Annotated in this window: 10 protein-coding genes; 2 read left to right on the forward strand and 8 right to left on the reverse strand. The window is 33.8% G+C overall.

Annotation, left to right across the window (positions count from 1 at the left end):
* Positions 1–206: 206 nt before the first annotated feature.
* From B5X55_RS12730 to B5X55_RS12745, 4 genes are all read right to left on the reverse strand, one after another.
* Positions 207–2417: a hypothetical protein gene (locus B5X55_RS12730; protein WP_143814496.1), complete on the reverse strand. Its 2211-nt coding sequence runs from the start codon at positions 2415–2417 to the stop codon at positions 207–209.
* A 219-nt stretch (positions 2418–2636) separates the two neighbouring features.
* On the reverse strand, positions 2637–4148 hold the full coding sequence (locus tag B5X55_RS12735) for a DEAD/DEAH box helicase (RefSeq protein WP_079513018.1): 1512 nt from the start codon (positions 4146–4148) through the stop codon (positions 2637–2639).
* Between the two features lie 98 nt (positions 4149–4246).
* Positions 4247–5176 (reverse strand): 2-hydroxyacid dehydrogenase, encoded by a 930-nt coding sequence (locus B5X55_RS12740; RefSeq protein ID WP_079513019.1) that lies wholly within the window; start codon positions 5174–5176, stop codon positions 4247–4249.
* A gap of 3 nt (positions 5177–5179) precedes the next feature.
* The gene (locus tag B5X55_RS12745) at positions 5180–5689 is read right to left on the reverse strand and encodes a DUF6155 family protein (protein ID WP_079513020.1); all 510 of its coding nucleotides are present in this window, start codon (positions 5687–5689) and stop codon (positions 5180–5182) included.
* Positions 5690–5861: 172 nt separating this feature from the next.
* Between B5X55_RS12745 and B5X55_RS12750 the strand changes: the two genes are divergently transcribed.
* Positions 5862–6725, forward strand: a complete 864-nt coding sequence (locus B5X55_RS12750) for a sigma-70 family RNA polymerase sigma factor (protein WP_079513021.1) — start codon at positions 5862–5864, stop codon at positions 6723–6725.
* An 861-nt stretch (positions 6726–7586) separates the two neighbouring features.
* Complete coding sequence (locus B5X55_RS12760) at positions 7587–8801, forward strand: PI-PLC domain-containing protein (RefSeq protein ID WP_079513023.1); 1215 nt, start codon at positions 7587–7589, stop codon at positions 8799–8801.
* Between the two features lie 50 nt (positions 8802–8851).
* Here the strand turns inward: B5X55_RS12760 and B5X55_RS12765 are convergent, their stop codons facing one another.
* Genes B5X55_RS12765 through B5X55_RS12780 form a run of 4 tightly spaced genes read right to left on the reverse strand, consistent with a single transcriptional unit; the run spans position 8852 to position 16332 of the window.
* Positions 8852–10192: a YaiO family outer membrane beta-barrel protein gene (locus tag B5X55_RS12765; RefSeq protein WP_079513024.1), complete on the reverse strand. Its 1341-nt coding sequence runs from the start codon at positions 10190–10192 to the stop codon at positions 8852–8854.
* A complete protein-coding gene (locus tag B5X55_RS12770) occupies positions 10192–12573 on the reverse strand; it encodes a sulfatase-like hydrolase/transferase (protein ID WP_079513025.1) in 2382 nt (793 codons plus the stop codon). Before B5X55_RS12770 ends, B5X55_RS12765 begins: the two co-directional genes overlap by 1 nt.
* Positions 12574–12581: 8 nt before the next feature.
* A complete protein-coding gene (locus B5X55_RS12775) occupies positions 12582–14012 on the reverse strand; it encodes a glycosyltransferase family 2 protein (protein WP_079513026.1) in 1431 nt (476 codons plus the stop codon).
* On the reverse strand, positions 14005–16332 hold the full coding sequence (locus tag B5X55_RS12780) for a HEAT repeat domain-containing protein (protein ID WP_143814497.1): 2328 nt from the start codon (positions 16330–16332) through the stop codon (positions 14005–14007). Before B5X55_RS12780 ends, B5X55_RS12775 begins: the two co-directional genes overlap by 8 nt.
* Positions 16333–16341 lie beyond the last annotated feature (9 nt).

Here is a 16341-nt window from a genome sequence, read left to right on the forward strand (position 1 = left end):
AATCTGGCGAATTGATGTTATCCTTTTTCAGTTCTCAGTATCAATATCAGTTCACAGTATCAGTTTCCAGTATCAGTTCGCAGTCAAAGACCTTCGCGAGTTCTTTTCCCTTCAACTATGCCTTCCACGGCAAGGCAAGCTCAGGATGACATTTCGTTTAATTTTCAACAACGAATAACGAACAACCATCGACCATCAACGAACAACTATAATCCACTAACCCCAATCTCATCAACTACGACAACCCCATAATCAGTTTGGTCGAATATGAATTTCAGACTCTTTAACTGCTCCATATTAAATTTGCCATTTTTTGTAGTAAATATATGTAAGGGGAAATGGTAGGTCTGTAGTTGTATTTCCCAATCGTCGCCAATCATTTCTTTGTCTAAAAATTTGAATTTTGTAAAGCGTGTTTTTAACGGCTTAGGAATCCCTTTTACATCACTCACTTTTATAGCCACTGTTTGGCCAAGCTTATCGGTCAACTGAATAGTAAAATCTAATTGCGGAACTTCACGTTCTTCATCATCCTTTTTCTTTTCTATTTCTTCTTCCGTCAGGTTTATAGCTAACCACTCATGATTTCCTGCACCCAGAGTAATTTGCAAGCTTGATTTTGCTGCAAATAGAGATGTGGCAGCCGTAGACAAGGTAACCTCATAAACCCCTTTCTTAGCTGAGCTTTTCGAATTTTCATAATCCCAACCTAAGATAACTCCGCTATTCTCTTGACTCTTCTTATCACGAGTTGGTAAAATCTGTTCTTTCCATAATGCTAAATCCGTTGCTTGTAACGTAGTACTATCAGAAGCTGTAGTAATATTTAAATCTTCCTCAAAATCAGCTATCGTTTGTAAGTCAGAAGACTCGAAATGCGTTAAATAATGTTCAATAGGCAACCATTGTTTTGCAACAGCCACATTCTTGAAAATAACATTATACTCTTGCTTATTCTTAAGCGTTGCTTCTGCAAAAGCACTTATAAAGACTTTGGCGGTTTCTTGCTGTTGCTCTTCTTCAAGTAAAGGGTCAAGATTCAACAACCATTTAGATGGAGCGCCGAAATCTGCATTACCCCAAGTGGAGTTAAACTGCCCGTGATTCGCATGGTGAATATATACGCCAGATTTAAAACTAGTAATGGAATCGGTAAATTGCATTCTACGATACGGTCGCATACCCCAAAAGCTGACTTCATCAGAATCATACGAACCTTGAATGCTTAAAAAATTGATATCCTTTAATATGATTTGGCGATTATACCGATAATCGGTTGGCGCAAGTGCCACCACACTTTTTATGTTATAATTAAAATTGAATTTCTCTTTTGCCTCATCAGGAAAATATGGCAACTTATTATATGCTGCAGCAATAGATACGGCTTCTCCACCTCTAGAATGACCCACCAACATGATATTATCCATATCAATTTTACCTGCCAGTTCATGATCTATTTCTGAATTCCAGTTATTCCACTGTTCAAGGTGTTTTAAGAGCAACCAAGCTCTAGCAGGCATTTCCTTACCCATAAAATCACCAGACCAATGTGCATTTAAGAAATTCTCATCTACAGATACAGCAATAATTCCTCTACTGGCCAAAAGATTGCCCAAATAGCCATACCCATCATCAGAATAATCAATCATGCTATGATTACCATGTACGATGAGTGTTAGTGGAAAAGGCCCTTCACCTTCTGGCATATAAACCCGACCATTTAAAGGGAAGTTTTCAGCACCGAATCCCCAATAGCGTTCACGCCATTTTTTCTTTTTATCCTTCCAATCAGGGATAAGCCATTTACCGTTTACAGAATTGGTTGTATAGGTAACACCGGTAGCAAATTCCTTTCGTTGCTCATCGGTACCACTACCATAAGTGAATGTTTTTACTTTGAAAGACCCAATAGCAGCAGGGTTTTCAAATAATACTTCGGATGGTGGAAAATCACCCTCTTCTAAAAAAGCCATAGGAACCTCCTTATCAAAAGGGTCAGAACCAGGTGTAGCCAATACAAATAGAATATAGCCGACACCGATTAGCATTAACCCAAAAAACAGGGTAGATAAAAATGTTTTCTTCCGTTGAAACAAATACAGTGAAATACAAAATAAGATACCCAGCGCAACAACTGCACTATAGAAGAGCGTTGGCCAACCAAATCCAAATATTTTTAAAATGATAAAACCAATAATACCACTGCAAATGGCAGTGATATATTTTAAAGGAATTTTATGAGACCCTTTTACGAGTAGATTTAAGAGTCCGTAAACGGCCAGATTAATTAATACACCTATAATAATACCAATGAACATCATTACCATAGGATGCCACCCTGTTAGAAAATGATAACCTACAATGCCGTAAAAAATAAGTGATAATAAAATGATGAATGAGAGAAGCCGGTTTTTCATTTAAGTTGGTTATTCATGTGGTTTAAGCACATGAATTTAACCATCTTAGTTGAATTTTGATAGCCTTTAAGGTATTTTTAAAAATTCGGTAATAGAATTTAAGTGAGATTATAGAATTGACGTGGTTGTCCCTAAAATTCTAAAATACTTTATCTGAGATAACAAAAATTAAGGTTTGGTTTCTTACTCACCACTTATTGCTAACCAGCATTATAAAATTTACATCTTTGCGGCGAACATCTTGGATATCTTAGAACGTAATTTACGCTCATAATCTTCCTCTAGCCACTCTTTATAGTTCTTCGTATTATTCATAATACAATACGAGTATTGACGAACTCTATACTTTATTTCTTCTTTTAGCTTTTTAGCCAAAATTCTAGCATCAAAAACATCTTCAGAATTCTCAACACATATTTTTGCGTGTTGCTCAATACTTTTTTCTAATACTAATTTAGATTTTTCACCATTGGCGAAACTCTTTTTGTATTCTGCCTTAATATCAAAATCGATTTCGGTAGACTTTTCAAACTCCGCCCTTAAATCTGCAGGCATTTCATAAACAAATTCCCGTTCAATTTCCTCGTCGTTTTTGATATTTTCTAAATAGAAATCTGGAAAATGAAATATCTCTTGCCAATCTATACCTGCATTCCACAATCCGAAACGAGCAACATTGTTACCCATATCTATTACATTGAAGTTCTCTTTATGTGACAAGTATCTAGACCCACGACCAATCATTTGAAAATAGAGCGTAAGTGAACGTGTAGCACGGTTTAGAATTATGGTTTCTACACTTGGTTCGTCAAAACCAGTAGTTAAAATACTTACCGACGTAAGAATAGCATCGGGAGTTTCCTTAAACCATTTTAAAATCTCTTTTCGCTCAGATGCGTTATTCTTATTATCTAGATGGCGAATATTGTAACCAGCCTTTTTAAAAGTTTCGCAGACGTATCTAGACGTGTTTATTCCGTTATTAAAAATAAGAGTCTTCGTGCCTTTTGCTATTTCATTATAAGCCGCTACCAACTTATTAAGCATGCTATGATTACCATACAGCTCATCAGAAGATTTTACCGTGTAATCGCCACTAATACCTAATTTTAAAGTTTGAAGGCTAACATCGTAGTTATACATATTCGCTTTAGCCAAGAACTTTTTCTGAATCAACGATTCGATAGATTCACCCACAATCAACTTTTTATAGTTGTCTTTCATGGGAAGCTTAATATTTGAACTAAGGGGAGTTGCGGTAACCCCAAGAATTACAGAATTCTCAAAAAACTTAAATAGCTTACGGAAAGAGTTATAATGTGCCTCATCAATAATTACAAGACCTATATTATTAATTTCTATTTTTTCTTCTTGCAGTCGGTTATTCAGTGTTTCTACCATAGCGACAAAACACATATACTCGTTTTGGTCTTGCCACTCTTTAACCTCACTATTAATAATCTTATTTTTTACCCCAAACCCCTTTAGCATTTTTGAGGTCTGCTGACTCAATTCTATACGGTGGGTAAGTACGACTACCTTTTTCTTGGTGCGTTCTATGTAACGCTTTGCAATTTCAGAAAACACTACGGTTTTACCACCACCTGTAGGTAGTTGGTATAGTAAGTTAGAATTATCACCATTTTCATCTAAATAATTAAAAATCATATTTAGATCTTCCTCTTGATAATCGTATAAGGTCTTCTCAGTACTATCTTTCTCTAGCTTCAAAAGGTGTGTAGGCGTTAATTATATTAATAATGCAAAAACCTTATAAAATTATGGGATTTTTATGGGTATAGGAAATAAAAATATTTAAATACACAATATTAATATCCCTTGTTCATATCCACCTTATTTTGAAGTTCTTCACCAGATTGTAATCGTTTATAATTCTCTACTAATTGGGGAATAACGGAATTGGTATCTGAAACACTTGCATAATGGGGGGTCATGTGTATTTTATTATGGTTCCAAAATGGATGTGAAGTGGGTAATGGTTCTGTATGATATACATCTAAGCAAGCCCCAGATAAGTGTCCGTTATCTATCAACTCCAGTAAATCTTCATCTACCATATGTCCGCCTCTCGCAACATTAATAACAAACGCATTTTTAGGAAGCTGTGACAATAGTTTCTTATTCAGAATACCTTCTGTAGCGGGAGTTAATGGCAATAAACAAACCAAAACATCGGTAGACTCTAGAAATTTTGACAATGAATCCGGACCTGAAAAAGTGGCAACGTTGTCTATATTTTTAGCACTACGACTCCAACCTTGCACCTTAAATCCGTAGGTAGTAAGATCAGTACCCGTAAGAGCACCTAATTCCCCAAGACCTAAAATACCAATGGTTACATCCTTTATCCTTAAATACTCCATTGGCTCCCAAACATTCGCTATTTGTTTTGCTTTATAGGCATTCAGGTTTTTAAGATGAGCCAAAATCACCGCTAAAACATGTTCAGACATATCACTTGCCAAAAATGGGTCAACAATACGAGTAATAGGAATGTCATTAGGGCGAGTAGCATCTTCAAATAAATAATCGACACCAGCCCCGGCAGATGCAATACATTTTAAATTTGGATACCCTGAAAGTGAACCAGAAGGATGTTTCCAGGTGATGGCCATGGTAATTTCATCTTTTGGATGCTCCTCTAAAAAACTATACACTTCTAGTGAACTGTCAGCTTTTAATAATGCTTTTTTCCAAAGCTCAATTTTGTGGTCTTGTCTAATTATTACAATTGCCATGTTCTAGTCTATAATATCCAAGGCTTTTGAGAACTCATCTTCAAAAAGCCATTTTTGTTTTTGGGTTTCTAAATATATTTTTAAGATACGTTCTTTAAATTCAGGTAATACACCATGAACTGTAGCAAACTGTATTACTTCATTGAATGAATTCAGCATACTTCTAAAGAAAGAATCGGCTACATTTTTCTCCTTTGAAAAGGTCTGGGCAATTTCAAGATTAAAACACATAACGTCTACTATTAAATGTGGATCTACTCCTAACTTAATAAAATGCTTAAAGAATTTTTGTGCTACCGAACGTCGTGCTTTTGGTCGTCTTCTTTTTAAAGGAAAGTATTCATTAGAAATTTTAGCCTTTGCGTCTTGTACCAGTTTATCCTCTTTCGGATTAAACGCAAAATCATAATACGTCTTTACCGTAGGAAATTTTTCATACAACTCTACTATCTGCTCTTCCAATGCTTTTTTTGGTAGTTTAGATAGATATGTTTTTAAGGCCCTTTTACTCATATAAAACGTAAATGTTACTTCAAAAATAAGTTATACTGATTTAACGTCCTAAATGCACAATACTTTGTTAAACCTTATAAATAGTGTAGAAGTATAGTGAGGTTTCTTTGGTAAAGACAATAATTAGTGGTATACTGTAAGTTCGTAGAACTTCTAAATTCCATACACACATATGAGGCAACTAAAGATAATTAAGCAGGTAACGAATCGTGAATCAAAATCACTCGATAAATACTTGCAAGATATCAGTAAGATTGATTTGATTACTGCAAATGAAGAGGTAGAGTTAGCACAAAAAATCAGGGAAGGTAGTCAAGCAGCTTTAGAAAAATTAACTACAGCAAATTTAAGGTTTGTTGTTTCCGTAGCAAAACAATATCAAAATCAAGGTCTTAAATTACCCGATTTAATAAACGAAGGAAATTTAGGTTTAGTTAAAGCAGCAAAAAGGTTTGATGAAACTAGAGGATTTAAATTTATATCCTATGCCGTATGGTGGATCAGACAATCTATTCTACAAGCTTTAGCAGAACAGTCAAGAGTAGTACGTTTGCCATTGAACAAAATTGGTTCAATCAATAAGATTAAAAAGACATTTTCATATTTAGAGCAGGCACATGAACGTCCGCCATCTCCAGAGGAAATTGCTAAAGAATTAGAAATGACCGTTTCTGAGGTAAAGCAGTCTCTTAAGAATTCAGGTAGACACGTATCTATGGATGCGCCATTACGTGAAGGTGAAGATTCTAACTTGTATGATGTATTGCGTTCAGGTGAATCACCTAGACCTGATAATCAATTATTACAACAATCATTGAATACAGAAATCAATAGAGCATTAGATACCTTATCGCCTAGAGAAGCTGATGTTGTTAAGTTATACTACGGAATTGGTGATCAACAATCAATGACTTTGGCTGAAATAGGCCAAACATTCGATTTAACTAGAGAGCGAGTAAGACAAATACGCGAAAAGGCAATACGTAAACTACGTCATGCTTCTAGAAGTAAGTTGTTGAAAACGTATTTAGGATAAAATTAAATACTGTTATAAAAAAAAAGCGCCCGTATATACGGGCGCTTTTTTTTTCTTAATGGTGAACATTAAGAATAGGTCAATTTGTTGATATTGAAATTTACAAGGATTGAATTTAAATCCTGAATAAAATTTTGATAAGATGAAAAATCTTGATTTTGATGTGCCATGAGAATTTAATTTATTGGTTTTTAGTTTGGTTACCATTTACATGTAATCCAACTCAGCTAATTCATTGATACTTAAAATTTCGTTTAAATCTTGAAGAAATACTAAGTATTCTTCACCGTAAGTGTCGTAAAGCATTTTTGTAGGTTTAAAATTTAAAATTGATTTGGGTAAATTAATCTTGAAGTAAATATATAGGGAAGATATAGGTGTGACAATAAAATGTGGTGAACCTTTTTATTTTTGTTGTAAAACGTATGAAAAAGTATGTTAGCGATAAAAATTAGTGAAACCATCCTATTTACAAGGCTTTTAAGGAGTGCAGTTCATCGTATTTTTTTTGATGTATAATCGATTTCTCCCATTAAAAAGACCAAACCTTAGTTAAACCTCAACTTTACATCTATTATGAAGTTGTGGTAAAACTAGTATATGTAAAGGTAATTCTTCCCATACCACAACCAATTTACCAACACCTCTATATGGCATTATAATCATGCTTATCACTACAATATGACCCGCATAATTTCGTTTTCATTTTACAAACATAGTTGACCTTTACAAGTGTTCTATGTTTGATTTACTAAAGATGAAATTAAAATGAACGTACTCTCATATATGCACTCTAATTCCCAAACATTTAAGCTCCTATTATTTTTTATATTTCTAGGAAGTGTTTCAAAAAGTAATGCGATGGAACTGTTACATGCTATTAATGAAAAAATAGTCACAGAAGAATTAGTATTGAACAGTCATAGTTTTAATACGCATCAACGCAGCTCATTTACTTATTTGTCGCAAAAGGAATCTATTGAACGTGGACTAACCATTTTGCATTTCGAAAAAGATAAAAAAATAGAGTATAAAACATTTGACACCTATGGTAGTAAAGAAGAGGTTGTAGAGTTTTTAGCTACGCTTTCTACAATGTTAATGGCAAATTCTAAAATAGCCATATTAGCGCATGACTCTGCTGCAGCCAGTTTGGTAGGGTTTGAAAAGCAGTTATTCGACTTAGGACTTATTCAATTAAGCAGCTTAAAAGGCAGGCAAGCATACATCATGCATAATTTAAATGGTGTTATTACTGAACAAGTTGATGATAATTCGATTACAAAGACTTTAGATGTACCTACTATAACAGGAAGCGAAATCGTTTATTTTCCAAAAGAGACCTTTGAATTTACACCTAACATAAATAGGTTCATTGCTCATGCTGGCGGTGAGGTAAACGGAATTAAATCTACCAACTCTAAGAATGCACTAGATGAGAATTATAAAAAAGGATTCCGCATTTTTGAGTTAGATATTATAGAAACTTCTGATGGAAAATTGGTAGCAGCCCATGATTGGAATATGTGGGCTCGATTTACCGATTACACAGGAACCTTACCTCCCACTCATGCCCAGTTCATGAAACAAAAAATTTATGGAGATTACATAACTATGGATATGGAGGCTATTAATGCTTGGTTTAAAAAACACCCAGATGCAACTTTAGTAACAGATAAAGTAAATGACCCAATTGCCTTTTCCGAGGCTTTCATTGATAATGACCGTCTAATTATGGAATTATTTAGTGTTATGGCCGTTGAAAAAGCTTCTGAGCATGGTATACATGCAATGATGTCTCAAGAACCTTTAATGGCTATTAAGGATGATAAAACCAACTTTTTAAAGGTTAATAATGTAAAATATGTGGCGTTATCAAGAAGAATTATCGCTAGTCAAAAGAAACTCATGTTACAATTGAAAGAAGCCGGAATTAAGGTATACGTCTACAACGTGAATTTTGCCCCAGGTAAAGACGAAAAATATGTTCATGATAATGAATTTGGCCTTATCTATGGAATGTATGCTGATAAATGGATATCAGATATGAATTTTACAAGCGCATCTAAGCTGTAAACAATTCTATTAGAAAACTATATTTAGAGTATAATAAGTTCTTACCAAGTCTAAAAATTGAATTGATAGGTGAGGCCAGCAGAAATTGAATAAAAGAAACTACCTGGATCAAAAGATTGTTCTTGGCGCAAAACACCGATATTCGTTCGATACGAACTTAAATTGTTTTTACTGGTAAACTGATACTCGCAGCTTAAACGTTGCGATTCAATGTAAAGTAAGGTTTCTGCCAATATTTGGTCACCCGAAGAAAACTGTCTTAACTCTGGAGAAAATCCGATTCCGAAATTTACTCCCACGTAGTTTTCTGCATCCTTCAAATATTTCCTAACCAAAATATTTCCTGATGCCTTAGTTAGTTTATCATCAACACCAGGCGTTATAAATGAGCGCAAAGAAAAATAATAATTACCTCTATAATAACCTACAGAGTTAGTTATCGACTTTACATCTCTTGTCGCAAAACTAATATATCGTCCTCCGCTTGAAAATTCAAATCCACTTTTGTGATTGTAATATATATCTCCCCCAACTTTATGGTTAGGGTAAAGCTCTGAATTAGAATAGCCATAATTTACATAAGCATAAAATCCTTTTGCGATTTTCGGATATAGGTCTATATCAAATTGAAGTCCGTTTTTACCTAAACGATTACTATTGTTTAATCTTGGAATTATACTACCGTATTTTGTTTGTCGCTTGTACGATATACTTGAAGAAACGACTGGATCAAAACGTTGGTCAAATACCGTAACGGAACTATTTACCGCTATTCTATTCTTCAATTTTTCTTCAGTTACCGGTGTCTTTCTTAAAAGCAGCGTACTATCGGCTTTAGTCTTTTCGACTAGAGCATTCTTGGCCTTGCTATTTTTTTTTCCTATTCCAAAGTTAGTTTCTACTTTACTCTCTACGTTATACCAACCATCTTTCTCATATGCTAATTCATTTAACCCGGAAGAGGCTAAGGATTTTAATCGCGATAGTTCTTTATCATCTTGAAAATGTACTAATGCCTTATTAGATAGCCCTAAAGCGGTAGCGTAATTTTTAGCATACAACTCATTTTTTATAGCAGATATCCAGATATCTTTATCGGTTTTGTTTTTAGACAGTACTGCATTAAAATCTGCCCGGGCTTTATCATAATCGCCATTCCAAGAATATGTACTCGCTAGTAAAGATTTTGCCTCTTGATTATCTGGACTCTCTTTGGTAAAATTGCCAAGCATAAGATTTGCCTGAGTGTTTTTACCATCATACGCCAATTGATAGGCTGTTTCAAAGGTTGGCGTATCACCACCTTCCAAAGCAGATACATCTTGCCCCTTTACACCGTATACACAGACAAGTAGTATGATGACCACAATATGGAGGTGTTTTTTTATCATTATTTTACAATTCCCGCTTTGCTATTTACACTACTAGTCGCAACCTCATTAATTTTAATATTTGCCTTTCTAGCTTGACTACGGGCACGTGATATTTTAGCAGAAATTTCGTTGGCACTGGCACTATTCGCTTCTACTGCTATTGTAAGTTCTAAAGCTTCCTTTGTTTTATCTGACCAAAAGTAGACATCGAACAAAGCTGCATAAGAATCAATATAATTTGGGTTGATGTTAATACACTCTTTTAGAATTTCAATGGCTTTGTCATGATTCCCTTTCCATGAATTAACTCTTCCCATTAAAATTTTAGTATCAATATGACTTGGGGCTTCAGATAAATTATAGCGACACAACAATAACGCTTTGTCCCACTTTTTATTCCATGCTAATTCCCTCGCCTTAAAATATCCCTTATCAGAATCTTTACCATCATACACACTATTTAACCATACCGTTTCTGAATCGGTGAATTTTTCTTTCTGAATGGTGAAAATGGCAAGACTATCCGGTATTATTTTGTTTTCTGTAGTAACGTAATGGTTAATAGATTTGAATCTTTCAAGAGTTGCTTCGACCGAGCTACCACCAAAAGCAGAACTTATATCCATGTTTTCGTCTATCTCCATAATATCCCCATCCGTATACAGTTTTTCTTCGCTTATATATTCCTTCAATTCATTTTTATTTCTCATTAATGGAATATTCTTAGTAGACCTAAAAGCAGTTTGCATATCTAAAGCACCACCCATCCAAGCTACTTTTTTAGGCATTTTTAATTCGTATTGATTTTCTAATAATGCTAAAATGGAAGGAGTAACATCGAAATGAGAAGAAACCGAACTCATTTTACGAGTAGTTTTTAACATAGGACTATACATAATCAAAGGCACATGAAAACGACTTATATTATTACGTTGAGGTATTGGTATAAGTCTATGATCTCCAGTAATAATAAAAATCGTGTTCTCGTAATTGGGTTGCGATTTATACGCCTGCATAAACCATTTTATAGCCTCATCAGTATATAATAATGTGGCAAATACATTGTCATTTTTCTCAATAACTTTTTCGACCCTTGAATCGAAATTGCCTTTTGAAAGAATAGTTTCAACCTCACGCTCATAATATTCTTGACTAGGTGGAATAAAGGGTTCATGTGTACTAATGGTCATATAAACTTCTAGTCTAGGCTGATTTTCTTCTCGTGGAAGACTAATACTTTTTTTAAATAATTCTTTATCGGGATACCCCCATGATGAACCGGCAGCGTCTTCTGCCTGTTGTTGATAGTTAACCCCGAATCCTGATTTATCAAGTACAAAATCAACATTCTCACTATTGAGAAACCTATCTACCTTATCAAAAGAGCTATTTGTACCCTGATAAAATGATGTGTGATAACCGTTATTTTTTAATACACTAAAAAGGGTAAGTTTATTTGGAAATTCTTCTAATTCCATAAATCCACTTTTCCCGAAAGGAAGTGATCCCAATAAGGATGGTAAGACCCCAAATGTTCGACCAGTGTTGCTTAAAAAATTCTCCCAATATAAGGACTTAGTGGTTAAAGAATCTAAATATGGTGTAAAGCCACCATATTCTGCACCTTCACCTACAAAATCTCTACCAAGACCTTCTACCATTATAAAAACGATATTAGGCTTCTGTTCTTTTAAGGTAAAATACTCCCCCAGTACGTTCTCAATATTTGGCTTTTTAACTAAAGGATATTCTTCGGTAGATGTATATGAATTGTCTTCAGTACTACTGTTATATAGGTTAACCACCAGATACTGTGTTTTGTTTTGATTTATTGGTTTACCATCGGTAAATAAGGATGCTAAAAACAAGCTGAACAATACAATGGTAAAAGGATACATTCTACTGATACGGTGATAGACTTTAGAGGTAACCCTATATAAGCCTAAGAAAAGACTGATTAAGATTACAACACCAATAAATAAGTAAACAGATAACATGAATCCGCCAGAGTTGGCTATTGTTATTTTCATGTCTGAATAACTATAACCTAATAAATCTGAACCTAATGGAACCAAAGTGCTACAATAATACCCAGTTAGCATAGCTTCAATAATCAATATGAAGCTTAGTAAAACAAAAACAATATTAAATCCGTATTTGGATCTTAGGTTCTCCCAAAAATTGAAAGGAAAAACCATAATAATACCTGTGATTGCCGTGAACCCGATATGATGAACAATTGCCTTTAGCAAGCTTATAGAGAAAATACTATCTAACACTCCTTTATAATAAAGAACGCCATATTGAAAAAGCGTCAATACTAGCAAACACCCAAAAAAGGATATCATAAGCCTAGTATATTGCTTTAACGTATATCTATCTATTGTACTTGTATTCATTCTATGATTTAAGTTGCTTTAGCAAAACCTTTTCTTACCTGGGATCCCCATCCAGATTTTACATTAAATAATTTTTTATAATTCCCCCTAACAGCGGCGTAAACAACGATTGGATGAAAAATGAAGGGCTCAAGCAAGGCTAGCCCCATTAATATTAAAATATCTTTTGTACGCCTATATTGATTGTACGAGTATACATCCCATAGAATGGCATAAAACGAAATCATTATAGAAAATAGGTATATCGCCAAGGTTATCATTAAAAAGAATTCCCAATTAAGAATACCTAGGTATGCAAATAATATAACAGTAAAAAAACCAAAAAACTCTAATAAGGGAGAAAGCCATTCATAGAAAAACCAATAAGGATAACTTAACAAGCCTAACCTACCGAATTTTGAATTGAACAACATGTCTTTATGTTTGAACAAAGTCTCTAGATTACCACGTGCCCAACGATCTCTTTGGTTCACAAGAATGTTTAAGTCTTCAGGAACTTCCGTCCAACATAAAGGATCTGGTATATATTCTATGGTATATGGTTCTTTTCGTTCATGCATATATCTACGCATTTTAAAAATAATTTCCATATCCTCCCCTACTGTTTTAGTATCATAGCCACCAACAGCTAAGGCTATTTCACGTTCAAAAAATCCGAATGCGCCAGAAATAATTAATAAGCTATCTATTCTACCCCAAGCCATTCTACCTAAGATAAAAGAGCGGGTATATTCTAATAATTGAAATCGAGCCAACCAATTTGTTGGTAATTTTATTTCTTCTAACTGTCCGCCCGCTATTACACAAGAATTAGCTACTCGTATTACACCCCCTACGGCAATGACACGTTTCTTAGACCTTTGAAAGAATGATTTTACTACATGTAATAACGCGTCTGGTTGCAGTAAACAATCAACATCAATACAGCCAACATATTTACTAGTAGACAAGGAAATACCAGCATTTAAGGCATCCGATTTGCCTCCATTCAATTTATCGACAACCGTCAATTTAGCGAATGCCATGTTTTTAGACTTATATATAGCATTTACGGGTTTTGATTTCCAATCAGGATCCATAACCGTTTCAACTTTGACTAAGTCATAGGCATCTTTTAATTTTTGCAACGTGTCATCTTTACTTCCATCATTAACCACCATAACGTCATAATTCACATACTGCAATGACAATAATGATCGAATATTTTCAACAATAGTAAGGCCTTCATTATAGGCAGGTGCAATTATAGTAATTGTAGGTGCCAAAGGCGAAGCCATGATTTTCGTAATATCTGTAAAACTGTTTTTATTTCTATAATGAATAGAGTTTCTTGTAGAGAAATATGCCATTGCAGAAAACATGATAAATAATATCATAGTAAACAGAAAGAATACAAAATTGATGTATTCTAGTATAATGCCAAATACTTCACTATCCATTTATCTTATTATATAAGGTGTTGGACATGGAGCATAATTGGTCAAATATAGTAGAACCATCCTCGTTCGATTTCATCATTCTTTTAGAAGCCTCACTCAAGCCAAATTCAAAATTTACATCGAATAGCGGGTGATTATTATCAACAGTATTAATTAATTCTGCATTAGTTAATGCTATCTTCGATTTAATATGTTTTAATACCGATTTAGCAGATTTAGCTAAAGTTTTTGTTTCAGTATTTATAATGGTTTCTAATAGTTTAATTTCTTTCTTATCACCTACTAGTTTAATCTCTTTTAACAACATTAGTTTAGTTTCCTTATCTGAATGATTATACACCTCAGTAAAAACACTTTCTGCTAAATCGTTCTTAGATGAGAATAATTCATTAGGACGAGGTGATTGATATGAGAACTTTTGAATCAATTCATTAGTTCGGTCTAAAATAAGTGGTGAGGTATTTATAGTTAATAATTCTTGTAGCATCGGTAATTCTCTACAATCACCCATTTCGGCAATGTTCTCTAACAATACCATAGTATCAAGCTCACCCTGCTCCATAAAATTTGCAAAAAAAGTAACGGTATCGTTTTCAAATGAAATTAAAGGCTCCTTTGCAATTTCAGCATCTTGATTAGAATCATTGTCTGAAACATTGGCCCAATCTATTAACTCAATTACATTTTTTTGAATAGAATCAACTTGATTTTCAATTTCTTTATGCTCTATATCTAAATCTTCATCTAAAGAAAACATTGGAAAAAAATCATCGTCTTCATCATTAGTTATAACCTCTTCAATGCTTGGGTTTGAAATAATCAATGGTAAAAAGTCAAAAGTCAATGCTCTTTCTTCTTCTACAATAATTTTAAAATTAGCGCTAATAGCTTCCTCTTCCTCAACTACATCATTTTCTACTTTTGGTAGGAAGTTTAAATCGATTTCAGAAATTAAATCAACATTAACATTTTGTTCTATGCTTATAATCTCTTCATTAATTTCAGAATCTACCTTTCGATCTACCTCATTTAATTCTTTACCATTATGTTTTAAATGTTCATCAGCGATAAGGTTCACAACCTGTTCATCAATAATTAGTTCATTTGCTTCTTCTACCACCAAATCCTTTTCAATCTCAATTACATTTTGTGGAATGATTTCAGTTGTTTCAGCAGCAATCTCACTTTCTATACTTTCGTGTGCTTCATAAACATCCTCATTATTCTCAACTTCACTTGAGAAATAATCCGAATCAGATATATTCTTGGTGGGTAAGATGCTTTCTGGGTTAAGTTTATTTAACGTTCCTAAAACTTTGCTTCTGATATTAAAATTCTTTTCTTTCTTTTTCAGGCGTTCTAAAAACTCTACATCAGATTTTGAACCTATTTCTCCTATAGCATCTAGAATTGCAATCTTTATGTCAGTGCTTGCTTTGCCATACACCATTTTTAAAGTAGGTAAGGCACGTACAAAAAAGAACTCCTTAATACAATCTATTGCTTCTGACTGAATATCTCTATTTTTGTGTTTTAAGAGCGTAATAATAGATTGTTCAGCATCACTTTGCCTGTAATATTTTATTAGTCTTAAAGAGAAAAGAACAACATGACTATTGGTGGATGTTAGCCACAAACCAAAGGAAGGAGGCTCAAAATTAGGCTTATGCCTAAGAACGTCTAAAAATTTTAATTGCTGCCATTCTGAAATTTTATATTTCGTATTATCAAGAAAATATCCAATACCTTCTTCCTTAAGGTTTACGACTGCAATTTCAGCTTGTTTACGAACTGTACCTTGCCTGTGATTTATGAATTTTATAATCAATCCATAAGATTCCTTTACCTCCATAGAGGTTAATTCTAGGATTCCACTTGATATAATTTGCCATTTTCTGCTCGCTAATTTTTCAAATGCATCGTTATGTAGGCCTAAGTCTTTATAAAGCTCAATAAGTACTGTTTGTGATTGGCCAGATAAATCTTTTCGTAAATCTAACAGTACCTCAGTCAAAACGCTTCTATCAAAGTTGTCTTTGATTAATTCCCTAATCTGAATTTTTAGGTTTAAATAGTTCATTTTTTCCTCTTTACTATTAGAGTCTTCATAGAATAGAAACTCACTGATCATAGGGGAAAATTCTATCTTCTTATCTTTAGTACGACCGCTATTTGAGGTTATTCTATTTCTAATTAAAAAAATCCCAATAAAATACAAAACAGCCAATACTATAAATAAAATGGATAGCCACCAGAGATATTCTAAATTGAATTCTGGGGCAGTAATTAGCGATATTTTGATTTGTCTTAGGGGAATCAACAAATTTTT

The organism is Maribacter arcticus (genome assembly GCF_900167935.1).
Lineage (GTDB): Bacteria > Bacteroidota > Bacteroidia > Flavobacteriales > Flavobacteriaceae > Maribacter > Maribacter arcticus.